This window comes from Luteolibacter pohnpeiensis (assembly GCF_016595435.1).
Taxonomy (GTDB): Bacteria; Verrucomicrobiota; Verrucomicrobiia; order Verrucomicrobiales; family Akkermansiaceae; genus Luteolibacter; species Luteolibacter pohnpeiensis.
This window is the reverse complement of record NZ_JAENIJ010000002.1, coordinates 234,192-255,725: the sequence shown is the minus strand read 5'-3', so window position 1 is coordinate 255,725 and position 21,534 is coordinate 234,192. Positions and strand designations below refer to the sequence as shown.

The following is a 21,534-nucleotide window of genomic DNA, read 5'->3' as shown; positions in this document are numbered from 1 at the left end:
TCCGCGTGATCGCCCAATGCGGCTGAAACCCATCGTCAATCCATCCTCAAAACCTCAACAAAAAGCCTCATCCCCAATCTTTGGTGTAGACCCAAAATACTTCGTTCTTTCGAATTCCGTCATGCGCCGGACATAACTCTGTCGCAATTCACCGGGGTCGATTTCTCTGCTGGGCAGAAATAATAGTATTACTGCGAGAAATGGTAACAACAGCGCGGCTGTTCTCAGTGTTTTGTGCTTCCAGCCCAGAATAGTGCATCCGCTCCAAGTTACTGCGATGCAGATTAAATAGGCGAGCTTCAGGATCTTACTGTTAACCGGATTGAGCGGGATCACGAAAAGCCCAGCAATACCAGCCACCACCAAAATCCATATGAACCGTTTCCACATCTCTTTATCGATGACCTATAAAGAGCATTCGTTGTAAAGAAAAGCTCGGAAGGCAATTTGGCTAAAATCCGGTAGCGCCTTCGTGCTTGCAAAGCGGCTTTGCCTTGATTCAGAAACCGAGCGGAGCAAACTACGCGGGGGGAGCTTGCGGAACCAGGGCTTGCTTTGCCTTGATTCAGAAACCGAGCGGAGCAAACTGTCGTCGGCGAGGTCCTCGAAGGCCCGCGCGCTTTGCCTTGATTCAGAAACCGAGCGGAGCAAACTACCGAGACGGGTGGCGATCAGGCCGCGCTCGCTTTGCCTTGATTCAGAAACCGAGCGGAGCAAACTCACAAAACTCATCTCCGTCTCACATGATTTGCTTTGCCTTGATTCAGAAACCGAGCGGAGCAAACTCGATCGCACTTTCTTCGCGGCGTAGATCATGCTTTGCCTTGATTCAGAAACCGAGCGGAGCAAACTTGAACGTCTCATTTCCTGCCACCGCCACGTGCTTTGCCTTGATTCAGAAACCGAGCGGAGCAAACTCAGGTTTGTAACTAGGTGACTTAACAACTTGCTTTGCCTTGATTCAGAAACCGAGCGGAGCAAACTACGATCAATCACGTTGTGTTTGCCGTGCTTGCTTTGCCTTGATTCAGAAACCGAGCGGAGCAAACTCAAATATGATACCGCGAAGATGTTTGCCGTGCTTTGCCTTGATTCAGAAACCGAGCGGAGCAAACTGGCAACCTAAATTATACAATCTTCGTTCCAGCTTTGCCTTGATTCAGAAACCGAGCGGAGCAAACTTTCAGCCATGAGCTGACCTTGTGATGGCAGCTTTGCCTTGATTCAGAAACCGAGCGGAGCAAACTATGTTGTTTTTAGTGTATGCATCGTCCATAGCTTTGCCTTGATTCAGAAACCGAGCGGAGCAAACTTCAGGCTCTTCAGAAGTCCAAGCCTTGGTTGCTTTGCCTTGATTCAGAAACCGAGCGGAGCAAACTGCGCGGTTTCAACGTCCTTGATCCGCTGTTGCTTTGCCTTGATTCAGAAACCGAGCGGAGCAAACTTGAAAATCGATCTCCATCTAGCTGTGCTCTGCTTTGCCTTGATTCAGAAACCGAGCGGAGCAAACTAGTGCTCCGCTCGGCATTCATTCTGAGCCACTTCTGACGAGATGCAAGAAACGAGAATTTTCACCAGAGAAGGGTTTGTTCAGGTAATTCCTCGGGTGGAACTTCGGTGGAGGGCTTACCATGAATGATGAAGGCTCGTTCCCATTGGGCTTTGGTGATGTAGAGGGCGCGGACGGAGCCTTCATTTGGAACGGCGAGCCGAATTCGGCGCAGGTGGGTTTCCTGCCGGGCGAAAGTCACGCAGGGGCGGACGTAGACACTGAATTGGATCATTTGAAATCCATCATCCAAAAGAAATTTGCGGAAGTCGGTGGCCCGCTTCCGTTCTTCTTTCGTGACGACCGGGAGATCGAAGGCGACCATTAGCCAGCCCATTTTGTAAGGGTTCGGGTCCATGGTTTGTAGGGGCCGGATTGGGCCGTAACGACAGCTTGGCGGAAAGAGCGGATGACGCCTTCGATGACTCCGCGAACGTCGAGCGTGAGCTCGAACCAGTCGACTTTTTCCAAGGGGAAGGCGGTGACCCATTGCCGGAATTCGCGGGTGACTTGCCAGTCTTTTTCATCGGGATGACGGTGAATCCACTCGGCCACCCGCCAGTCGACGCAGGGACGGAAAGGTTCCATCAAATCATAGGCGAGCGGAGTGGATTGCTCGCGGGGAACGTGGAAGATGCCAAAGGTGGGATCGAGGCCGATGGCGAAAAGATTCTGTAGAATGGTGGAAAGGAGAACGGCGTAGCCGTAATTAAGCAGCGGATTGGGTCCGCCTTCGTGGCGTCCGCGGCGAAAATCATCGGTTTCGGCGACGTGTTCGGCGTAAATTCGCCAGAAAATCTTGGCACATTCGGATTCTTTCGAAGGGTGAACACTACGGGCAATGCGATCGAGTTTTTCGAGCCGAGAATCATTCGGTGCGAGCTCGGCAGCGAGGGAGTGTTGGTTGCGGCATTTCGCCTCGACGGTTTTTTGCCAAAGGCGTTTGCGCAGTTGAGCGGTGATGTAGGCCTGGGATTTGGTAAGGAGCGTGTCGGTGGAGCGATTGGCGGGGAGGACGAGCGAAGCGGGTTTAAAATTTTCGCAAATGACAAGGCCCACGCCGTGCCGCGCGGCTTCGAGCAGGAGCTTGGAATGAATGGATACAGAGAAAGAGGTGATGATGACGGCGGCGACGTCTTCGAGCGGGATGGTTTTATTTCCCTCTGCGGACTTGCAGGTGAGCTGGCCATCTTTGCAGGAAAGAGAGCAGTCAGGTGCGTCGATGCTGACGATGTGATAAGACACCTAATTTTCGTGAATTGACGCATGTGAACAGATGTGCGTCATTTGTGCAACAATGAAAACGGCAACGGTCAGAGAGGCGCAGCATCATTTGGCGAAGCTGCTGGCGGAGGTGGAGAAGGGAGAGGAGATCGTGCTAACGCGGCGTGGGAAGCCAGTGGGGAAGCTGGTGCCTACCGAGGTGAAGAGGTCAGTGGTGTTTCCAAATTTCGGGAAAATTCGGAAGAGATTGGGGACGGATGAGATCAAAGGACCGAATGAGGTGCTATTGCAGCGCGGGGAGGCGGAATGATTTACTGCGATACGAGTCTGCTGCTTAGCTTGTATGTGGCAGACGGAGGAAGCGATAGAGCTGGCGAATTGTTGGACAATGCGTCAGAGCCTCTGGTTTGGAGCGTGTGGCATGAGTTGGAGTTCATCGCAGCTCTGGAGGCTCGGGTGGGGCGTGGATCGACCACAAGAAAGGAAGCCGACGGGGTGAGTGCGGAGCTCGCCATGCACCGAGACCGGGACGGATTGTATGTGGTGAGAAGCGCGGATTGGGATCGGGTCTTGGCGAGAGCCACAGACTTGGCGAAAAAGTGGGGCGCTGATTTTTTATGCCGTAGCTTGGATCTGCTGCATGTGGCAGTTTGCCTGGAGCTTGGGGTAGGGCAGTTTTGGTCCTTCGATGAGCGTCAGCGGAAAATGGCGGCAAGTGAAGGACTGAGAATCAATCTGTGACTGGGAACCCGGTGTAGCGGCTGGGGATGATTTCGAGTCCTCGGCTCGTGAGTGAGGAGATTGCAACCTCTCTCCACGTGCTCTTAATTTCATGAGGCCTAGCGAGGTCCAGTTTCATAGATGCCTGGCACGATTGAATTCTCCAAATTCCGTTTTTACCCTTCCATGAAGAAATTCGAATGAGCATGCCATTGCGGAGTACACGAATGGGCTTGCCGCCATTGGCTTTACGAAGATTGGCAAGGGTAACGGTAACGTCATGAAAAGGAATGATGGTTGGAGTGGGGTCCAAGGCTAGACCATAGTTTTCCGCGATGATCATGGCTCCTTTAATGGCGGCGAGTTTACCTTGGCCATACTTGGGTTGAAGGCCGAGAAGTTTTCCGGCTCGCTCCAAGCGGTCTTTCTTTTTGGTTTTGCGTTTGCCGTTTTCGACAATGGAAGTCCGCTGTTGGAGTTTGACGCGGGCAAGGTTGCCTTCTCCATCAATGGACACAATTCCCCAAGTGGTGAGTTCGGCCTTGGTACCGGTGCGATCGGCGGGGACGTGCTGCATGACGCGGGCTTCGGCGAGTGAGCGGGCTAGGGCGTTTTTAAGGGACGGATCGAGATCGATAAGTTCGAGTCTGAATGCAGATGGATTTTGTGGCTTATCCGGTGGTCCTCCGAGCCGAGTTTTGTAAAGGCCTGTTGAGCGAAGCATTGCAGCTTCACTCGCATTCGGATTTCGCTTCCGCATGGCAGCCCACAGTTTGCCAGTTTGATTCTCCCCGTGTCGGGTGATTGGGAAATAGTGCCAAACGAGAGCGATTACGGCGGCATCCAGAGCGTGATGGAGATGAGTGAGTCCTCGAATCTCATCCTTGAGTTTAACTTCTCCATTCGTTCGTAACACCTCAGGGCTGGCGAGAGAAAGCGTTCCGTCGAGTTTCCAACCTTTTCGGATTTCCGCAGTAACTGGACCTGGCACGATGCCAATCGAAGTGCTGGGAAGCCTATCGCCAATGACGCCGGAGGCCATTTTGATTAGGTGGCTCGTCTGAGTGAGCATGCCTTCTGTAAAGGTGCGCTCTTTTTCCTCGTAACGCTCGATCATAAGCAATCGCTTGCGGGCATTCTGTCTCGCGTAATCGTCCGGGTAGGTTTCCTTGCGGGCGACTTTCAGTGATTTAACCCATTTTTCATAGTTATCCGGGGAAAGTATTCTGTCGTCATGAGCGCAGTCTAAGATGAACTGTCTGGCAGTTCGGTTTCCTTTAAGTTCATTGATTTCTGGTCTTGTTAGGACCAAGCCAGCCATCGAATCAGAAAGCCTTTTTGAGCGAGGGATGATGTGTTCGAATTGGAGATCGGCCAACTCGGATTCCCCATACTTTCGATGGGTGAAAGGGCATAGCCAATCGAGATCCATCGCAATTCTGCATTTTCTGATTAGACTGTAGGTCGGTTCAATACCTTTGTTCCTCAGGCGTTTTTCGGCCGCCTTGTGCTGTGCGAGTTTGGCGTTTTCTGCTGACTTGATCGCTACCCGATCTTTGCCAGAAAATTCTTTGAGCTCACGCGCAACTTCGACGACGACTTGATCGGGTATTTTGCCGTCTTTACAAAACTCCGCGAGAATGTCGTCCAGCAGGCGCTCGAGAATGAGGAGTCGATGGCGGACGAGGTGGTTGTTGGTGAGTTGGTCGATCGGGCGTTCGGCTTGCAGCTGGCGGACGCGGGAGCTGGGAATGCCGAGGTCGTAAAGGACACCGTTGGCGGGTTTGTTTTCGCCTTTTTCTGGATCGGTGGCGCGATTGGCTTTGGTGGGGTCGAAGCCTTCTAAAACTTCCTCCACCACTTGCTTGAGAACGGGACGGGCGTAGGGAGCACGACCGGTGGGGATCTTTGGTTTGACGGCAGTTTTGATGAGGTAGCTGTCGATGTCGGGAAATTGCGGCTGGCCTTTTTTCGGTTTTAGCGCGGCAAAGTCTTTTTGAAATGCCTCGGCAAAAGCGGCTTTATCGCCGGATTGTTCGGCAATCCATGCGAGCGACACCGCCTTGTTTTTTCGCCACTCGCTGATGATCGCTTCCTTTACCGATGGTGAAAGGTGTTTCCAGATCGGCGAGAGCTTGGCGCGTGAACCCTCGGCTTTACGAACTTCATCGGCAACCGGATCGAGCACCAGTGCTTCTTCGCTGTCCGGGTGAAGTTTGAAGTAGGCCTCGAGATTGGTCGTCGCCTCGCCGTGATGGCTTTCGATGATTTTTCGGATATCAGACTCGGAAAGTCGGCCTTGTTGGCGAGCCAAGGCAAACAGCTCAGCACGAATTTCCTTATCAACCGGTTCGCCATCGACCTTGAGGTTGGCGAGGATGCGCGCGAAGCGGTATTCGAGGAATTCGCTGGATTTGGCGGTTGGGACTTTGGCGAATTTGTCGGCTTGTTTGCGTGCTTCCTGGTCCGTTTTTCCGGCGGTGATGGTTTCGTCGTAGACCTTTGCCCAAGTAATCGGGCAGCGGGAAATAATGCGATTGTCGAATCGCGGGACCAGTTGTCCGAACAGCAAACCGCCAAAGTAGCGTTTGGGCAGCTTGATGCCTGCGCCAGCGAGCAATTCGCGTTCGTCACGACTCAACTCAGTGTTCTTGAGAATGAGGCGGGCGGTTTCAGCATCCAGACCGGGGATTTTGCCGATCAGGGGCGATAGGATGCGGCTGACTTCGCATTCCACAATGCGGCGTGGGTAGGCGGCGTTGAGGGTTTTGTAGGGCAGCGCGGAAGAAATGGTTTGATTGAACTTGGCCGGCTTGAGCTTAAGGCACGCGCAAACGGTTTCGCACATGGTGGCGGTTCCGTTCTCTTTCATTAAAACCAGCGCCGCTTGCTCCTTTTCCGTATCCTCGCTCGTGATTTCGTCGCGGGACCAGCGCGAGTTGCCATCATAGCCGCGGTTGTGGGCATACCAACGAAGGACGGTCCAAAGTTGCCAAGCATCGAGCGTCAGATGCCCTTGCAACGCTGCTGCTGCCAGCAGAAAAGGCGCAGGATGACCGGGCTTGTCGAGATCCTCCCGCGACAAAACACCACGATGCTGCAGCCATTTTTTCAGACGCTCGATCCGCTGGCGTGTCGAGCGGATGTGACGGCGGGTGCGACGCAAATTTCTCCGGGCGGACGCGAGGCAATCGTCGGTGGGAAAGGTCACGACGCCTGTGCCGAGGAAATCAGGCTCGGTTTGCTGCGAGGAAAGGATGCACCAACCGATTGAGGCATAACCGATATCGAAGGAAAGAATGAGCGACATGACAATTTGCCGGAACTACAGAGATGAACGGTAAATGTCGAGAAAATGCGCAGTGGCAATTTTATTCTTGTCGAAAGGGGTCCTTGAAATAGGATGAAGACCTGAATCAAGACAAAGTTTGAGGCGCAAACCGAGTCCCTGCAGAGCAACACCGGATCAAAAGCGCTTATTTTCAAAAACAGCCGCCCGACGGGGTGGCTGTTTTTGTTTCGGGCAGATGTGACCTTAGAATCGAGACTTGAGAATCCCGATCCCGCCCAGCTCGATCAGCAGAGCTTGGCGCGGAGCAGCTCGGTGACTTGTTTTGGGTTGGGCTTGGTGGGGGCGGCTTTCATCACTTTGCCGGTGAGGAAATTGAGGAGCTTTTCGTTGCCACCCTTGATCGCCTCAACCTCGTTCGGGTTTTCGGCAATGACTTGATCCACCAACGATTCCAATTCGCCAGCGTCGGCAGGCTTGAAGCCGAACTCATCGGCGATTTGCTGCGGCTCTTTTTCGGGCTGCTCCAGCATCACGCCGAGCACTTCCATCGATTGGCCGGCGGACAGCGTTTCCGAGAGGGTGAGCTGAGCGATCTTTTCCAGATTGGCGGCGGAAATGGGTGAGGTCTCGATGCTCAAACCCTTGGCATTGAGCGATCCGAGGTAGTTGTTGATCAGGAAATTGGCCGCCTTTTTCGGGTTGGAGGCACCTGCTGCCAGACGTTGGAAGAGCGCGGACAGATTGCGATCGGACGATAGCACGGACGCATCGTAGGCGGTGACACCCAGGTCGTTTTCAAATCGAGCCGCCAGTTCGTGCGGAAGTTCCGGAACTTTGGGTCGCACGATTTCCAGCAGCGGTGCGGTTTCGATCGGCAGCAGATCCGGGCAGGTGAAATAGCGGTAGTCGTGCGCGTCCTCCTTGGTCCGCATCATTTGAGTTTCGCCGCGCTCATCGTCCCAACGGCGGGTCGATTGGATTTGCGGAATGCCCATGTTGAGCTCTTCGGTCTGGCGGTCGATTTCGAAATGGATGGCCCGGCGGATGGCGGAAATCGAGTTGAGGTTTTTCAACTCCACCTTGGCACCGAGCGGATCTTCTTCTTTTTCGCGCAGGGAAATGTTCACGTCACAACGCAGCTGACCTTTTTCCATGTCGGCGTCGGACACTTCGCCCTGCTGCAGGATCATTTGCAGCGATCGCAAATAGGCAAATGCCTCCTCGGCGGATTCGAGATCCGGTTCGCTGACGATCTCCATCAGCGGGGTGCCGGCACGGTTGAAATCGATCAACGACGAGCTGCCCAAGTGAGTCGATTTCGCCACATCTTCTTCGAGGTGGATGCGATTCAACCTCACGACCTTGCCGGGGTTTGCGATGTTTTTCCGGTGATCCGTCGGGTAGCAATGTTCGTAGAGCGGGACGCCACCGCCGATGCAGAGGGGGAGATCCATCTGCGTCGTCTGGTAGTTTTTCGGCATGTCCGGGTAGAAATAGTTCTTCCGATCCCACTTGGAAATCGGCGGCGATCCACAACCGAGCATCAATCCGGTGAGCAGCGTTTGTTCGATCGCGGCGCGATTGAGAACCGGGAGTGCGCCGGGCAGCCCGAGGCAGACCGGGCAGTTGTGCGTATTCGGCTCGTCACCGAATGAGGTTTCACAGGCGCAGAACATCTTGGTGTTCGTTTTGACCTGGGCGTGGACTTCGAGGCCGATGGTGACGAGATACTTCATGATTCAATGGGCGGTGCGGCGTTCCTTCAACACGCGCTGGACTTTGGGGTCATCGAGAGCTTTTTGGAAAAGCGGGTGGCGGAGTAGAACATCAAAGCGTCCCTCCTGTGCAAGATTTTGCAGCTCGGGTTCCTCAACGATGATCGCACGCGGGATGACCTCACCCGTGGCGGGATCGATCGCGGGCTTCAGCTCATCTTTTTGTTGAGTGGCGATGAGCTTTGCCAAGGACAAGCGGTTGGGATCGGTCAACGGATCGAGCTTCATGAGCCATTCCTCTGGAAGTAGCGATACGATCACGTCTTTCCATTGCCGAGCGGTCGCCGCGATGGTGGATTCCTTTTCTTTTCCGGCATCAAAAGCTGCCTGAATTTCCGCGACGGAACCAAAATGGTGGATCACGGCGACTCCGATGGCCCAAAGCAGGGACGTCGGGATCAGGGTGAAAAGCCCGACGGCGATGAGCTTGACCGGACCGCGAGATCCGCTCGGCGTTCCGAACGGGCGGGTGAAGAAATTGGCGATCAAACGCAGCACCGCAAACGTCACCACGAACGCCGCGACAGGCAGACCGGTGGTGATCCAATCGACTGGCTTGTCGAGCAGGCGGATCGAAAGGTCCGGGGCGATCGTCCAGGCTTGGAAGGCCACCCAGGCGGCGGCTGCAATCACCGCGACACCGATGACCAACCGAACGATCCCGCGGATCAAAACAAAGCCGATGCAGATCAGGAAAATCAGCAAGGCGGCGGAACTGAGTGTCAGATCAGGCATCATAAGGAAGTCGCGCGCTGGCGCAGCAGGTGATCGGTGAGAACCAGAGTGGCCATCGCTTCGACGATCGGCACGGCGCGTGGCAGCACGCACGCATCGTGGCGTCCCTTGCCTTGGAGCTCGGTGTTTTCGCCCTGATTGGTGACGGTTTCCTGCGAAGTCATGATGGTCGCGGTCGGTTTGAAGGCGACGCGGAAAACGATGTCCTCGCCATTGGAAATGCCGCCTTGCACGCCGCCCGAGCGATTGCTGGTGGTGCGGATTTTTCCGTCGATGTTGCGGAATGGGTCGTTGTGTTCAGCCCCGGTGAGAAGCGTGCCAGCAAAGCCGGAACCGATTTCAAAGCCTTTGGTCGCGGGCAGAGATAGCATTGCCTTCGCCAAATCCGCTTCCAGTTTGTCGAAAATCGGTTCGCCCAAGCCAGCCGGGCAGTTGCGGATCACACATTCAACGACGCCGCCGACAGAATTTCCCTGGGACCGGATGGTTTTGATGTGTTCAATCATCGGCTCAACCATTTCCGGATCACCGGTGCGGACGATGTTCGATTCGATATCGGCAGCGGTGACCGTCGAGGGATCCACCTTGGCCTCGAGATGTTGAATCGTTTTTACCCAGGCGAGGATTTCGATCCCGGGGTGAATTTGATCGAGAACCTGACGTGCAACCGCTGCGGCGGCGACGCGGCCGATGGTTTCGCGGGCGGAGGCGCGACCGCCACCGGATGGAGCGCGGATGCCGTATTTGGCGTCATAGGTGTAGTCCGCGTGGCTGGGCCGGTATTTCACCGCCATTTCATCGTAGGAACCCGGACGTTGATCGGTGTTGCGGACCAGAATCGAAATCGGCGTGCCGAGCGTGATGCCATCGTGAAGTCCGGACAAAATTTCGGCTGTGTCGGCCTCTTTGCGCGGCGTGACGATTTCGGACTGGCCGGGGCGGCGCCGATCGAGCTCGCGCTGGATTTCGGCCTCGGTCAAAGGAACGCGGGCCGGGCAACCGTCGATGATCACGCCGACACCACCACCGTGGGATTCCCCATAAGTATGGATGCGAAAGACTTGGCCGAAGCTGGATGACATGGGGGCAGGTTAGGCAGTCGGCGGTTCTGGGCAAGCGGGATGAGTTTAGGATTCCCAGATTTCCGGATTCGCGGTTTAGAGGGGCATGGAATTGCGGCTGCCAAAGCGGGTGATCAACTTTCCCAGAAGGCCCTTGGTCATGGGGATCGTGAACGTGAACGACGATTCGTTTTCGGGCGACGGGACTTTGGATTTCGACGAAGCGATTTCACTCGCCAAATCCCAGGCTGAGCAAGGGGCGGACGTGATCGATGTCGGGGCGGAAAGCGCGCGGACAAATCGGGCGGCGATTTCGGTCGATGAAGAGCTTTCCCGGCTTACGGGATTTATCCGGCGCTGGCCTGAGGTTTTTGCGGAGGCGGAGCCGGTCGATGACCAGCAGGTTTGGCCGCCGATTCTTTCGATCAACACCTGGCGACCGGAGGTGGTGGAGCAGGTGGTTCGCTTGGAATCGGTTGAGCTGATCAATGACATGGGTGGTTTGCCGGACGATCGGAATGCCCGGGCCTGCGCGAAATCCGGCGTGGCGTTGCTGGTGATGCACAGCGTCGGTGAGCCGAAGGTGCCGCATTTTCATCAGCAATGGACGGATTTGCTGCCGCAGATGGAGCGCTTTTTCGCGGAAAAACTGGAAATGGCGAAAGCCGCGGGCTTGCCGGAAACTGCGATCATGCTCGATCCCGGGATCGATTTCGCAAAGCAACGAGATGACAATCTTTTGGTTTTCCGCGAGTTGGAACGGCTGCAGCAATTCGGACGGCCCGTCCTTGTGCCCGTTTCACGGAAGACCGTGATCGGTGAGGTGCTCGATTTGCCGGAGCCGAAAGATCGCGATGCGGGCACGGTGGCGTGCATCGCAGCGGCCATGCAGCGGGGTGGGCAAATATTCAGGGTCCACCATGTCGCTGCGGCTTGGCAGGTTGTGAAGGTTCTGCATGCCATCGGATCTTGAAATTCGATTGCCGGGCAGGGGTTGGCGAGCCAACCTCGCCGCGATCCGATGCAGCGCCCGCCGAAAAAATTTGTTCCTACCCCCTTTGAATATCACCAGGAAATTGAACTGGAGGTTCAGTCATTGACGAATCTGGGTGCCGGGGTGGGGAGGATCAACGGTTGGGTCGTGTTCGTGCCGTTTGCCTTGCCGGGCGAGACCGTGAAGGCGCGGGTGTTCCGCAACGACAAGAATTGTTCCCACGCCGATCTGATCGAAGTGCTGGTGCCATCGCCGGACCGGATCGAACCCGGCTGCGAGCTTTTTGGGACCTGCGGCGGCTGTCAGTATCAGCATTTGTCCTACGAAAAGCAGCTCGCGTGGAAAACCCGTCAAGTTGGTGAGCTGATGAAGCACATGGCTGGAATCGAATTTCCGGTAAATGACTGCCTCTCGTCCGAACAAACGTGGAACTATCGGTCGAAGATCACTCCGCATTTCGAAAAACCGCGCGGCGGCGGTGAAATCGGGCCGATCGGATTTCTCGCTTTTGGTCGGCGATCGCAGCTGATCGACGTCCCGCAATGCCCGATTGCGATGGAGTCGATCAACGCCGCTCTACCCGAAATCCGGGAGAAAACCCGGGCCAACAGCGCTCGCTACAAGCGCGGGGCGACGATTTTGCTGCGCGCGACCGATGGACGGATCGAAACAAATCCGAAAGCAACGGCGGTCGAGCGGGTCGGGGATCTCACTTTCCAATTTCTGGCAGGCGATTTTTTCCAAAATAACCCGTTCATTCTACCTGCCTTCACCGGCTACGCAGCCACCAAAGCATCAGAAGCGGGAGCCAAATATTTGGTGGATGCCTACTGTGGATCCGGATTGTTTGCGCTGACGCTGGCAAAAAATTTCGAAAAAGTCGCTGGTGTTGAAGTTTCGGAAACCTCGTGTGAGTGGGCGCGAAAAAATGCAAAAGCCAACGGGATCGCCAATGCTGAATTTCTAACTGCCTCAGCGGAAGCGATTTTTGAGAAAATCGACTTCCCGGCTCAAGAGACTACGGTGCTCATTGACCCACCGCGGAAGGGATCGACTCCGGAATTCCTCGAACAACTCATCCGGTTCGGTCCATCACGTGTGGTTTACATTTCCTGTAATCCAGCTACGCAAGTGCGTGACCTCAAGCAACTCAGCGAAGGGGGCTACCAGCTTAGCGATGTCCAGCCGTTCGATCTTTTCCCCCACACCCGCCACCTTGAATGCGTGATGACGCTGGAAAAACGATGAAATTTCTGCAACCGTCCTTGGCGTATTTGAAAGCGATGTTCTTCAGACCGTTGACTGCCTTTTCCTTCCTGTTGCTTGCCGCCACGGCGTCGGCAACTGAGTTGCCCGATTGGGCAATTGGGCCGTTTACCCGGCAGGAGAATGCCCAGCCGGTGATCCGCCCGAATGAGGAGTCGAAGTTCAATGATCCCTTGCGGGGAGGTGACGTGAGCTGGGAGTTTTTGCACACCTTCAATCCGGCTGCGGTATTGAAGGACGGAAAAATCTGCGTGCTCTATCGGGCGGAAGACAATAGTGGGGAAATGCGCATTGGGGGCCACACGTCGCGCATTGGCCTGGCGACCAGCGAGGACGGCCTGGTGTTCGAACGCCGCAGTGCGCCGGTTTTTCATCCGGCCGAGGATTCCCAAAAGCCTTTCGAATGGGAAGGTGGTTGCGAGGATCCGCGCATCGCCACCGCGCCCGATGGTTCCTATGTAATGACTTACACTCAATACAACGGGAAGACCGTCCGCCTCGGAATCGCCGTCTCCAAGGACCTTGAGCACTGGGAAAAGCTGGGCTCTGCTTTCCGTGGAACCAAATACGAAAACCTGAACACCAAATCCGCCTCGATCGTCCACGAAATCAAGGACGGCAAGTTGGTAGCAACGCAGATCGGCGGTAAATACTGGATGTATTTCGGCGAAAGCGAAGTCAACATCGCCATCTCCGAGGACCTGAAAAGTTGGTCACCCGTCGAGGCGCCCGAAGGGGGTTTGCTCGCGGTCATGCGCACCCGCCAGGGTCATTTCGATAGCGCTCTCACCGAAGTCGGGCCGCAATTGGTGAAAACCGATGCGGGTATTCTGCTGATTTACAATGGCAAGAACTCGACCAATGACGATCGGGATAAAGAGCTGGCTCCAGGCGTCTACACCTGCGGCCAGGCCTTGTTCGATGCCGAGTTGCCAACCCGTCTGATCAAGCGAATGGACAAGCCCTTCTTTCAGCCAGAGCTGGATTGGGAAAAAAGTGGCCAATACAGCGCCGGCACGACTTTTGCTGAAGGACTGGTACTCAAAGATGAACGCTGGTTCCTTTACTACGGATGTGCCGATTCATTTGTCGGGGTGGCGATTGCCCCTAAATCGGCCCATTGATTGCTTAACAGCCTTGCCTGCCGGATTCATGATTGATCCGGCTTTTGAAATCCCTGAGACTCCGCTCATGAAACTGCTCCCCCGCTTGTTTTCAACTCCAGTCATCGCGCTTTGTATGGTGACCGGAAGCATGCAAATGGTAAGGGCGGCAGCGGATCAGCCTGCTGTGGATTCAGCCCCGCAAGTTGCGGAGCCGATGCCTTCCTGCTGCGTTCCAAGCAACCGGTTCAGCGCGATGGCCAGCCCAACTAAAACCGCTAAGGGCGATGCGGGAGCGACAAAGGACCAGCATCCTGTTGCAACCGAGGAGATCGCTGCTCCTGTTTCTTCCAGCAAAAATTCCAAATCAGTGCCGGAGCCAGCGATCAGCCTGATCAGTGGGCTAGCATTGGCAGCCTTGTTGATCTGCCGCCGCGGCATCGCGCGCTGAGCGAACTTTGGCTCAAACGCCAGAACGTTTCGCCTTTTTCCAGACGTAATCCATCATTCTGGATTCCTGCTCTTCGATTTTGGCGGCAAGCATCAGCTGGGTGCGGCAGCGATCAAGGTTTTGCCCGGGGCGTTGGATTTTGAAATAGGTATCACCTTCCAAGTGATCGGTGAGAAATCGCATGCCGAGTTCCAGCGCGATGAGTTTTCCGGAAAAGGCGAGGTGTTCGATCTCCGTTTCGTTGAGAAATGAACCGGCGGTTCCGAGGTAGCCGTCGACCAAGGCTTCGAAAACAGGCATGCGCATTTCGACTTTGGAAAGATCGGTCCCATCCTCTGCGGCGGGACTGGTGGCGGTGCGAACGAGATCGCCGAAGTCGTGAAGTGCCAATCCGGGCATCACCGTGTCGAGATCGATCACGCAAACCGCTTCGTGCGTTTCGGTATCGATCATCACGTTGTTGATCTTGGTATCGTTGTGGGCGATGCGGATGGGAATGGCTCCCTGGGCAGTGAGGTCGATCAACTTGCCGGTGATGGATTCCCGGTCGTGGACGAAATCAAATTCACGGCGGGCACCAGCCAAACGGCCGAGCGGATCTTGTTTTGCGGTAGCAAGGAGTGTTTCGAATCGCTTTCGGGTGTGATGGAAATCCGGGATGGTTTCCTGGATGAGCGTCGGATCGAGATCGCTGACCAAATCCTGAAATGCTCCGAAGGCATGTGCCGCCTGGAAAGCCTGGGCGGTGTTTTCCACCACGTCGAAAGTGACGCAGCCCTCGATGTTGTTGTAGCAACGCCAAACGGTGCCGCTTTCATCTTCTACCCACGATCCGCCGGTGCGTGCGGGGTAGAGATTCAGCGTTTGCCCTGCGAGATCGTGTTTTTTGCGCATGACCTTGGCATTGATGTGCCGTGTGACGCGCTCGACGTTCCGCATGACCGCGTAAGGGTCTTTGAACACGTAGCGGTTGATGGCCTGAAAAATGTAGCGGTAATGCGAGCCATCCGGCTGCAGGTAGGTGGCGCGGTAGGTGGAGTTGATGTGGCCGCTGTCGATCTCTTCGCCGAAGAGGAAGGTTCCCTGAATTGCAAACTGATTGCCGATTTCCGCCACAAGTTTCTGGATTTCGGCCGGAGCCGGACGGACGGAAGCGGTATATGGCGGCATGGGGCGACCAATTTCTGAATTCAGCGCGGAAGATTCAAGGTTGAAGATTCCGCAACAGGAAACAATGGTCCGCCCATGATTCAGCGCACTGCCCTTCGATTTCCGGGTACGGATGAGGACGTTGCGCGGCTGCGCATTTTACTCACCGACGCACTCCGGACGGCGGATTTCCAAGCATCGGGGAGGCTGGCGGTGTTGAACCTCGCCTGTGGCAGAGCGGACGAATCCGGCGCCTTGGCCGCAGCGGTCACTCCTGCTGAAATTGGCTTTTACCTCGGCATTGACTTGCGCCCCGATGCCATTGAGGAAGCTGCATCTCGTTGGCACTTAGCGGATGGAGAAATCGAGTTCATCTGCGGCGATGCATCGGCAACCCACCGGATGAAACAACTCCCGCCTGTGGATCTGGTTTTCATCCGTCATCAAAATTACTGGAGTGAACCTGCGGTGTGGGATCGGCTGCTGGGCAATGCGTTGGCGGCACTGAAGCCCGATGGCGTGCTGGTTTTGACTTCGTATTTCGATGTGGAACACGACCTGATGATCGCTGCATTGAAAACCAGGGGAGCTGTGTTGGTGGCGAATCTGCGGCATTTCAAATCAAGGCCACTCTCGGATGCGCCGGGAAAATCCGTCGACCGGCATCTGGCGGTTTTCCGCCGAAGTGGAGAACGGACTTTCTTGCTCGGATCGGGATTTGTTCAGAAGTGACCTGTGAATAAGTGGTGAGCAAATGGTGAATAACCGAGTTACACCCTGATTTTACTGTTCATTTGCATCATTTCGTTAGCAATGATTTGACACAAGAAAACAATAATTCAAACATGATGCCAATTCATCAAGTTGATGATGGATCTTGAACTCAAATAACTACGCAAATGAATCTTGAGCAGCTTATCGTGTTTTTACTGATCGGGGGAATCGCTGGCTGGTTGGCCGGTTTGATTTCAAGAGGTGGAAGTTTCAGCCTGTTGGGAAATGTCATCGTCGGCGTTCTAGGGGCGCTGTTTGGTGGCTGGCTGTTCGGAGTCCTCGGAATTTCCATCGGCGGGCAATGGCTTGGCCCGTTGGTAACGGCGACTGTCGGAGCCTTGATCCTGCTGTTTCTTTTAAGGCTGATTCGCAAAAAGAAATGACGCTTTCACCGCCGCATGAACCGGGATGTGTCTCGGTTCATGCGGCTGGGTGACTGTGAAGGAACCTAGGCCTTTGGCAGCTCGATCTTGACCATCAGCCCGCCCAGGGAACTTTTTGCGGCAGAAACTTTGCCACCGCAGGCGCGGATGGAGCTTTCGACGATGGCCATGCCTAGGCCGGTGCCGCCGGTTTCTCGATTTCGCGATCGATCCGGTCGGTAAAACGGCTCAAACAGGCGGCTGTGTTCCTCGGCTGGAACGCCAGGCCCATTGTCTTCGATGGTGAGGGTAACGAAATCTCCCACGCTGCGTGCACGGATGTGGACCTCGCAGGTTTCGCCGCCGTGGCGGTGGCAATTTCGCAAAATGTTCAGGATGGCCCGTACCAGCAACCGTTGATCCGCCCGGACAGGTGGCGCGTTGTGCAGCTCGATCGATAGCTCGTGGCCGGAAAGTTCCCGTGTCGTGAGTTGGGAAATGATCGGCTCAAGTTCGACTTCCTGGAGGTGGACCGTGGACGAAGTCGCTTTGGTAAAGGCGAGCAATTCGGAAACCAGTGTCGAAAGTTCCTCGGCGTCTTCTTCGATGGAGGCGAGCCTCTCGCGGTGATGCTCATCAAGGCCGTTTTCCAGGATGCCCATTCCGGTCCGGACCCGGGCAAGCGGTGTGCAAAGTTCGTGGGCGACGTCACCGAGAAAGCGGCGCTGGCCGTTGATGAAATGACCGAGCCGGGCAGACATTTCCTCGATCGAATCGCCAGCCAGTCCGAGTTCGTCATTTCGCTTGGCGCCGATGCGGGTGTCGAAGTTGCCATCGGCGATGCTCGCGGTTGCTTTGGAAATCCTGCTCGCGTAGCGGGTGATTCCCAAAACAAAGGGCGTCCAGAGGGCGATGCTCAACGCGAGCACCGCAAGTCCTCCAAAAAGCCAGGGGCGGTAATCGAAAAACAATCCGTTGGCAGTAGCGGAGTCGGATTTGAGGAAGAGAAACGCAGTCGATTGCGGGCCTTCCGGGGTGGGGATGTCGATCGGGATGGAAATGCACGCCCAGTAGGCACCTTGTTCACGATCCTTGATGAGAAAATGGACCTTCGTTTCTGCGATCGGTCTGCGTTCCTGGGCCAATTCCGGTCCCGGGCGATCCTGACGGGGGACAAGAGGCGATTCTCTCCGTCCTCGTGGATGCGGCGGCAGCTCTTGTTTGAGCCGGGCGATGATTTCGCCAGGAATTTCAGAGTCCCGCAAACCCGGGCGAAATTCTGGTTCCCTGCGCAGGTAGCCGACGAGTCCGTAACTTGAGACGTGATCCTGAATGATTTGCTCCCATTCGTTTTCCGATGAAGCGCTGAGATCCGCAGAGAGTTCATTTCCCAGCAGCCTCAACCGCTCGTTCGCGGATGCGCTGAGGATGGAATCGAGGCCCAGCCGAAGCTGCCATGTGATGAAGATGAAAAACACCGCCGTCAGGACGACCAAATGCAGCACCAGAAATGCGGCAACTTTGGCCAGCATCGGGAATTTTGGTTTTCGGTTCATGCCAGACCTCCTTCGTCAAACCGATAGCCGACGCCGCGGACGGTTAGAATGAAGCGCGGCTTCTTGGCATCGTCTCCGAGCTTTTTGCGGAGCTGGGAAATGTGCACGTCGATCGATCGGTCAAAGATATCAAAGCGTCTTTCGGAAACATCTTCTAACAGATCTTCGCGGGATTTCACCCGGCCCTTGGCTTTCATCAAGCTGAGCAAGATCGAGAATTCCAGGGTTGTTAGATCAAGCGGAGTATCGCGCAGCGTGACGACATGGGTCGCTTCATTCACTCGCAGTGGTCCTGCAACGATGTCGTCAAAGCTGTCTTCTTTGGGAGTTGTTAGAACGGCTCTTCGAGTGACGGCACGCAGACGCGCAAGCAGCTCGCGGCTGGAAAATGTTTTCGGAAGGTAGTCATCGGCCCCGAGTTCCAGCCCGACGATCCGGTCGGCTTCATCGCCCATGGCGGTGAGCATGAGCACTGGAACATTCGAGGATTTGCGCAGTTCGCGCAGCAGCTCGAATCCGTCCATGCCCGGCATCATGACGTCTAGAATCACCGCTTCGTAGTCGCCGATCTTCGCTTCTTCCAAGCCTTCAGCACCATGGTGGCACATGGTGACCTTCCAGCCCAAAGGTTCCAGATAGTCGCGAATGAGCGCGCAGAGTTTGCGATCATCATCCACTACCAAAAGGGGGCGGCCTTGGGGACTGTCGGGTCCATTCATGCAAGCATCCTCCATTTTTCATCAGCTGCTGCGATGAATTTTACGAAATCTTAACAAAAAAGGCCCTTCTTCGAAATCATATCCAAACAATCGGGTGCTTCTATGGCTCCAACGAAAGGCAAGCCGCCTTCAATCAATCAAAAACATCAACACAACTATGAAACCACATCAAATCATCCCAGTAATCATCGCAGGCCTTTCCGTGAGCGCATTCGCTCAAGGTGGACCAAACGGGCCTCCTAAGGGACCTCGCCATCCAGATCCACTCGCCGTTGTTTTGGATGCGGACCACGATCATGAGTTGTCCGCCGCTGAAATCGAGGACGCAGCAAACGCCCTGCTGAAACTCGACAAGGATGGCGACGGTGCCATCAGTGAAGAAGAACTTCACCCAAAGCCATCACGCGGTGAGCGTGGAGGTCGCGAACATCAGAAGGATGACGAAGCTGCACCTACCGATGCCCCGGAAGATGCACCAGCAGACCGTCCAACTCCGCCAAAATCTGAATTGCTCACCGTGCTGGATGCCGATGACGACGGCACTCTTTCCAAAGAAGAAATCGCTGCCGCGACGGAGCATCTGAAGACTCTCGATGCCGATAGCGATGGCATCGTTGACGATACCGAAGCAAAGTCACTGTCCGGACCAGACCGCAAAGGTCCTCCAGGTGGTGAAGAAGGAAACGGAGAAGGCCGCCCACAACGTGGACCTCGCCGCTAATTGAATCAGGGTGAATCAGAAGAAAGGGGTGCCGGTAGAAATACTGGCACTCCTTTTTTATTTGCCGCAGCCGCAGTTTTTACCGCAGCCGGGCTTCTTTTTCCGGCTCAGTGCGCGGATGATAAAGGCGGCCAGCGTTAGGAAAACGATGGTGAGCGCGACGATGCTTTGCCAATCGAGTGTCATGAGAATCCCAGCATCCTTCCTACTTGGAAAACAATAAGTGAGGCCACATACGCAAAGCCGGACATGAAAAGAAACTGACCGATCGCCCATTTCCAGGAACCGGATTCACGGGCAACCACTGCACTCGTTGGCAGGCATTGCATGGCGTAGATGTAGAAAACGAGCAGCGAAACCAGCGAAAGCGGAGTGAACAACGGGCGTCCATCCGGCCACTTGGCTTGGGCGATTTTTTCCCGGATATGGATCCGGGTTTCGACCTCATCATCGGTTTCCTCGACATTGAAGATGATGGCCATCGACGTGTTGAAAACCTCCCGCGCGGCGAACGAGGTCAGGATCGAGGTGCCAACACGTCCGTCGAAACCGAGTGGCTTGACCACTGGCTCGATCACAAAACCAATGCGGCCCATCGCGCTGTGCTCCAGCTGCTCGGTAGGACTTTCGGAATCACTTTTTGGGTAAGTGCTGAGAGCCCACAGCAGAATCGAGAGACCGAGGATGATGGTTCCAGCCTTGCCGACGAACGCCCATGCACGATCTGCAACGTGGCGGAAAATGTAGCTCCATTGCGGTTTCCGGTAGGGTGGAAGTTCCAGCAGGAAATGGTTCGGTTTGTCATCCGGGCCCAATCTGCCGCGCAACAGCCGGGCGATGACGAACGCGGAAGCGGTGCCGAGGATATAGATGCCGAATAGGATCAACGCCTGTTTCCACGAGCCTTCTTTTTCACTGAGAAGCATCGGCACGATCAGAAAGTAGACCGGCAAACGGGCGGAACAGCTCATCCACGGCGCGACGAAAATGGTGACGAGCCGTTCTTTCGGCGAATCAATGGTGCGGGTCGCCATGACGCCGGGAATGGCACAGGCGTAGGAACTGAAAAGTGGCAGGAACGCTTTTCCGCTCAAACCGGCTTTCGCCATGATGGAATCCATCAGAAATGCAGCGCGTGCCATGTAGCCGGAGCTTTCCAGCAGGCCGATAAACAGGAACAGCAGCACAATTTGCGGCAGGAAGACGATCACTCCGCCGACCCCGCCGATGATTCCATCGACGATCAAGGACTGCAGGTCGCCCGCCGGAATCAGCGTGCTCACCCAGTTTCCGAAAGCGCCTTGGCCCGCTTCGATCCAACCCATCGGGATTTTCGCGAACGAGAAGATCGCCCAGAAAACCGTGAAAAGAATGCCGGCAAATGCGAGCCAGCCGTAAACCGGATGCAGCAGGTAGGTGTCGATCCGATCGGAAACCGTCAGTTGGTGAGCATCCGGGCGGCGTGCGGCGACTTCACAGATTTGATCAATGAAGGCACGGCGTGCTTTGTCCGAATCCTCATGATGGTGAAGCCAGGAAGATTCCCGCACAGGCGGCAGCGGAGCACGGAAAGTCTGCTTCAGCTGCACAAGGCCCTTGCCGGCATTCGCTTGCATCGGAATTACCGGGATGCCGAGTTCTTCGGAAAGTTTCACCGGATCAAGCCGCAGACCGGATTTTTCGGCGACATCGACCATGTTGAGCGCCATCACACAAGGCAGGCCCAGTTCAAGCACCTGGAGGGTGAGGGGCAATTGGCGTTCCAGCGATGATGAATCGACCACACAGACCACCAGATCCGGCACGGATTCACCTTTTAGCTGACCATTGAGAGCATCGACAGCCACTTGCTCATCGAGCGAATTGGCATTCAGGCTGTAGCAGCCGGGAAGATCGAGAACGCGGACTTTGTTGCCGTGGGGCGTGTAAGTTTCACCGGATTTTACCGCAACCGTGACTCCTGCGTAATTGCCAACCTTTTGGCTGGAGCCCGTTAACGCGTTGAAAAGAGTGGTTTTACCGACGTTAGGATTGCCAACCAGAGCAATCAGAGCGGGGAGGGATTCCGACATGAGCTGAACAA

At 55.3% G+C, this 21,534-nt stretch carries 20 protein-coding genes and 1 CRISPR repeat array; of the genes, 9 read left to right on the top strand and 11 right to left on the bottom strand.

The features are described 5' to 3' along the window. Positions 1-485 precede the first annotated feature (485 nt). A CRISPR array of direct repeats spans positions 486-1,511; the repeat unit is 37 nt; unit sequence TGCTTTGCCTTGATTCAGAAACCGAGCGGAGCAAACT. A gap of 60 nt (positions 1,512-1,571) precedes the next feature. Together cas2 and cas1 are read right to left on the bottom strand one after the other, a co-directional pair. Further along, complete coding sequence (gene cas2, locus JIN85_RS02245) at positions 1,572-1,907, bottom strand: CRISPR-associated endonuclease Cas2 (RefSeq protein WP_200267179.1); 336 nt, start codon at positions 1,905-1,907, stop codon at positions 1,572-1,574. Next, on the bottom strand, positions 1,874-2,794 hold the full coding sequence (gene cas1 / locus JIN85_RS02240) for a type II CRISPR-associated endonuclease Cas1 (RefSeq protein ID WP_200267177.1): 921 nt from the start codon (positions 2,792-2,794) through the stop codon (positions 1,874-1,876). Before cas1 ends, cas2 begins: the two co-directional genes overlap by 34 nt. Positions 2,795-2,846: 52 nt before the next feature. On the opposite strand from cas1, the gene JIN85_RS02235 reads away from it, so the two are divergent. Both JIN85_RS02235 and JIN85_RS02230 read left to right on the top strand, forming a co-directional pair. Continuing rightward, positions 2,847-3,083, top strand: a complete 237-nt coding sequence (locus tag JIN85_RS02235) for a type II toxin-antitoxin system Phd/YefM family antitoxin (RefSeq protein WP_200267175.1) — start codon at positions 2,847-2,849, stop codon at positions 3,081-3,083. Beyond that, positions 3,080-3,514 carry a type II toxin-antitoxin system VapC family toxin gene (locus JIN85_RS02230; RefSeq protein WP_200267173.1) on the top strand — a complete coding sequence of 145 codons (435 nt, stop codon included), beginning with the start codon at positions 3,080-3,082 and terminating at the stop codon, positions 3,512-3,514. The genes JIN85_RS02235 and JIN85_RS02230 overlap by 4 nt, the downstream gene beginning before the upstream one ends. Here JIN85_RS02230 and cas9 read toward each other — a convergent pair. The 4 genes from cas9 to aroC form a co-directional block, all read right to left on the bottom strand. Then, a complete protein-coding gene (gene cas9, locus JIN85_RS02225; RefSeq protein ID WP_200267171.1) occupies positions 3,504-6,803 on the bottom strand; it encodes a type II CRISPR RNA-guided endonuclease Cas9 in 3,300 nt (1,099 codons plus the stop codon). The two genes, JIN85_RS02230 and cas9, sit on opposite strands and share 11 nt — an antisense overlap. Before the next feature lie 266 nt (positions 6,804-7,069). Further along, entirely contained in the window at positions 7,070-8,521 is a 1,452-nt protein-coding gene (gatB, locus tag JIN85_RS02220) for an Asp-tRNA(Asn)/Glu-tRNA(Gln) amidotransferase subunit GatB (protein ID WP_200267169.1), read from the bottom strand. A 3-nt stretch (positions 8,522-8,524) separates the two neighbouring features. Next, complete coding sequence (locus JIN85_RS02215) at positions 8,525-9,298, bottom strand: hypothetical protein (protein WP_200267167.1); 774 nt, start codon at positions 9,296-9,298, stop codon at positions 8,525-8,527. Next, positions 9,295-10,377, bottom strand: coding sequence for a chorismate synthase (gene aroC, locus JIN85_RS02210; RefSeq protein ID WP_200267165.1), 1,083 nt, complete (start codon positions 10,375-10,377; stop codon positions 9,295-9,297). The genes JIN85_RS02215 and aroC overlap by 4 nt, the downstream gene beginning before the upstream one ends. An 85-nt stretch (positions 10,378-10,462) precedes the next feature. Between aroC and folP the strand changes: the two genes are divergently transcribed. The 4 genes from folP to JIN85_RS02190 all read left to right on the top strand — a co-directional run bounded on the left by folP (position 10,463) and on the right by JIN85_RS02190 (position 14,170). Then, positions 10,463-11,329: a dihydropteroate synthase gene (gene folP / locus JIN85_RS02205; protein ID WP_234047180.1), complete on the top strand. Its 867-nt coding sequence runs from the start codon at positions 10,463-10,465 to the stop codon at positions 11,327-11,329. Between the two features lie 21 nt (positions 11,330-11,350). Further along, positions 11,351-12,598, top strand: coding sequence for a class I SAM-dependent RNA methyltransferase (locus tag JIN85_RS02200; protein ID WP_234047179.1), 1,248 nt, complete (start codon positions 11,351-11,353; stop codon positions 12,596-12,598). Continuing rightward, positions 12,595-13,740, top strand: a complete 1,146-nt coding sequence (locus tag JIN85_RS02195) for a glycoside hydrolase family 130 protein (RefSeq protein WP_200267157.1) — start codon at positions 12,595-12,597, stop codon at positions 13,738-13,740. The genes JIN85_RS02200 and JIN85_RS02195 overlap by 4 nt, the downstream gene beginning before the upstream one ends. A 67-nt stretch (positions 13,741-13,807) precedes the next feature. Next, positions 13,808-14,170: a hypothetical protein gene (locus JIN85_RS02190; RefSeq protein ID WP_200267155.1), complete on the top strand. Its 363-nt coding sequence runs from the start codon at positions 13,808-13,810 to the stop codon at positions 14,168-14,170. A gap of 12 nt (positions 14,171-14,182) precedes the next feature. Here JIN85_RS02190 and JIN85_RS02185 read toward each other — a convergent pair whose 3' ends face one another. Beyond that, on the bottom strand, positions 14,183-15,340 hold the full coding sequence (locus JIN85_RS02185) for a phosphotransferase (RefSeq protein ID WP_200267153.1): 1,158 nt from the start codon (positions 15,338-15,340) through the stop codon (positions 14,183-14,185). Between the two features lie 75 nt (positions 15,341-15,415). Here JIN85_RS02185 and JIN85_RS02180 point away from each other — a divergent pair, with 75 nt between their 5' ends. Both JIN85_RS02180 and JIN85_RS02175 read left to right on the top strand, forming a co-directional pair. Further along, positions 15,416-16,051, top strand: coding sequence for a class I SAM-dependent methyltransferase (locus JIN85_RS02180; protein ID WP_200267151.1), 636 nt, complete (start codon positions 15,416-15,418; stop codon positions 16,049-16,051). 167 nt (positions 16,052-16,218) lie between these two features. Beyond that, positions 16,219-16,476, top strand: a complete 258-nt coding sequence (locus JIN85_RS02175) for a GlsB/YeaQ/YmgE family stress response membrane protein (RefSeq protein ID WP_200267149.1) — start codon at positions 16,219-16,221, stop codon at positions 16,474-16,476. A 65-nt stretch (positions 16,477-16,541) separates the two neighbouring features. Here JIN85_RS02175 and JIN85_RS02170 read toward each other — a convergent pair whose 3' ends face one another. Together JIN85_RS02170 and JIN85_RS02165 are read right to left on the bottom strand one after the other, a co-directional pair. Then, complete coding sequence (locus tag JIN85_RS02170) at positions 16,542-18,011, bottom strand: sensor histidine kinase (protein WP_200267147.1); 1,470 nt, start codon at positions 18,009-18,011, stop codon at positions 16,542-16,544. Then, complete coding sequence (locus JIN85_RS02165; protein ID WP_234047178.1) at positions 18,008-18,730, bottom strand: response regulator transcription factor; 723 nt, start codon at positions 18,728-18,730, stop codon at positions 18,008-18,010. Before JIN85_RS02165 ends, JIN85_RS02170 begins: the two co-directional genes overlap by 4 nt. Before the next feature lie 157 nt (positions 18,731-18,887). On the opposite strand from JIN85_RS02165, the gene JIN85_RS02160 reads away from it, so the two are divergent. Continuing rightward, positions 18,888-19,451 carry an EF-hand domain-containing protein gene (locus JIN85_RS02160; RefSeq protein ID WP_200267143.1) on the top strand — a complete coding sequence of 188 codons (564 nt, stop codon included), beginning with the start codon at positions 18,888-18,890 and terminating at the stop codon, positions 19,449-19,451. 57 nt (positions 19,452-19,508) lie between these two features. On the opposite strand, the gene JIN85_RS02155 is transcribed toward JIN85_RS02160, so the two are convergent. Then, positions 19,509-19,637 carry a FeoB-associated Cys-rich membrane protein gene (locus JIN85_RS02155; RefSeq protein ID WP_200267142.1) on the bottom strand — a complete coding sequence of 43 codons (129 nt, stop codon included), beginning with the start codon at positions 19,635-19,637 and terminating at the stop codon, positions 19,509-19,511. Further along, positions 19,634-21,523 carry a ferrous iron transporter B gene (gene feoB / locus JIN85_RS02150; protein ID WP_200267141.1) on the bottom strand — a complete coding sequence of 630 codons (1,890 nt, stop codon included), beginning with the start codon at positions 21,521-21,523 and terminating at the stop codon, positions 19,634-19,636. The genes JIN85_RS02155 and feoB overlap by 4 nt, the downstream gene beginning before the upstream one ends. Positions 21,524-21,534 lie beyond the last annotated feature (11 nt).

Bases quoted from the DNA above. Each gene is read 5' to 3' on its own strand.
- cas2 (WP_200267179.1), bottom strand. From the start codon at position 1,907: ATGGACCCGAACCCTTACAAAATGGGCTGGCTAATGGTCGCCTTCGAT.
- JIN85_RS02235 (WP_200267175.1), top strand. From the start codon at position 2,847: ATGAAAACGGCAACGGTCAGAGAGGCGCAGCATCATTTGGCGAAGCTG.
- JIN85_RS02230 (WP_200267173.1), top strand. From the start codon at position 3,080: ATGATTTACTGCGATACGAGTCTGCTGCTTAGCTTGTATGTGGCAGAC.
- cas9 (WP_200267171.1), bottom strand. From the start codon at position 6,803: ATGTCGCTCATTCTTTCCTTCGATATCGGTTATGCCTCAATCGGTTGG.
- gatB (WP_200267169.1), bottom strand. From the start codon at position 8,521: ATGAAGTATCTCGTCACCATCGGCCTCGAAGTCCACGCCCAGGTCAAA.
- JIN85_RS02215 (WP_200267167.1), bottom strand. From the start codon at position 9,298: ATGATGCCTGATCTGACACTCAGTTCCGCCGCCTTGCTGATTTTCCTG.
- aroC (WP_200267165.1), bottom strand. From the start codon at position 10,377: ATGTCATCCAGCTTCGGCCAAGTCTTTCGCATCCATACTTATGGGGAA.
- folP (WP_234047180.1), top strand. From the start codon at position 10,463: ATGGAATTGCGGCTGCCAAAGCGGGTGATCAACTTTCCCAGAAGGCCC.
- JIN85_RS02195 (WP_200267157.1), top strand. From the start codon at position 12,595: ATGAAATTTCTGCAACCGTCCTTGGCGTATTTGAAAGCGATGTTCTTC.
- JIN85_RS02190 (WP_200267155.1), top strand. From the start codon at position 13,808: ATGAAACTGCTCCCCCGCTTGTTTTCAACTCCAGTCATCGCGCTTTGT.
- JIN85_RS02185 (WP_200267153.1), bottom strand. From the start codon at position 15,340: ATGCCGCCATATACCGCTTCCGTCCGTCCGGCTCCGGCCGAAATCCAG.
- JIN85_RS02180 (WP_200267151.1), top strand. From the start codon at position 15,416: ATGATTCAGCGCACTGCCCTTCGATTTCCGGGTACGGATGAGGACGTT.
- JIN85_RS02175 (WP_200267149.1), top strand. From the start codon at position 16,219: ATGAATCTTGAGCAGCTTATCGTGTTTTTACTGATCGGGGGAATCGCT.
- JIN85_RS02170 (WP_200267147.1), bottom strand. From the start codon at position 18,011: ATGAACCGAAAACCAAAATTCCCGATGCTGGCCAAAGTTGCCGCATTT.
- JIN85_RS02165 (WP_234047178.1), bottom strand. From the start codon at position 18,730: ATGAATGGACCCGACAGTCCCCAAGGCCGCCCCCTTTTGGTAGTGGAT.
- JIN85_RS02160 (WP_200267143.1), top strand. From the start codon at position 18,888: ATGAAACCACATCAAATCATCCCAGTAATCATCGCAGGCCTTTCCGTG.
- JIN85_RS02155 (WP_200267142.1), bottom strand. From the start codon at position 19,637: ATGACACTCGATTGGCAAAGCATCGTCGCGCTCACCATCGTTTTCCTA.
- feoB (WP_200267141.1), bottom strand. From the start codon at position 21,523: ATGTCGGAATCCCTCCCCGCTCTGATTGCTCTGGTTGGCAATCCTAAC.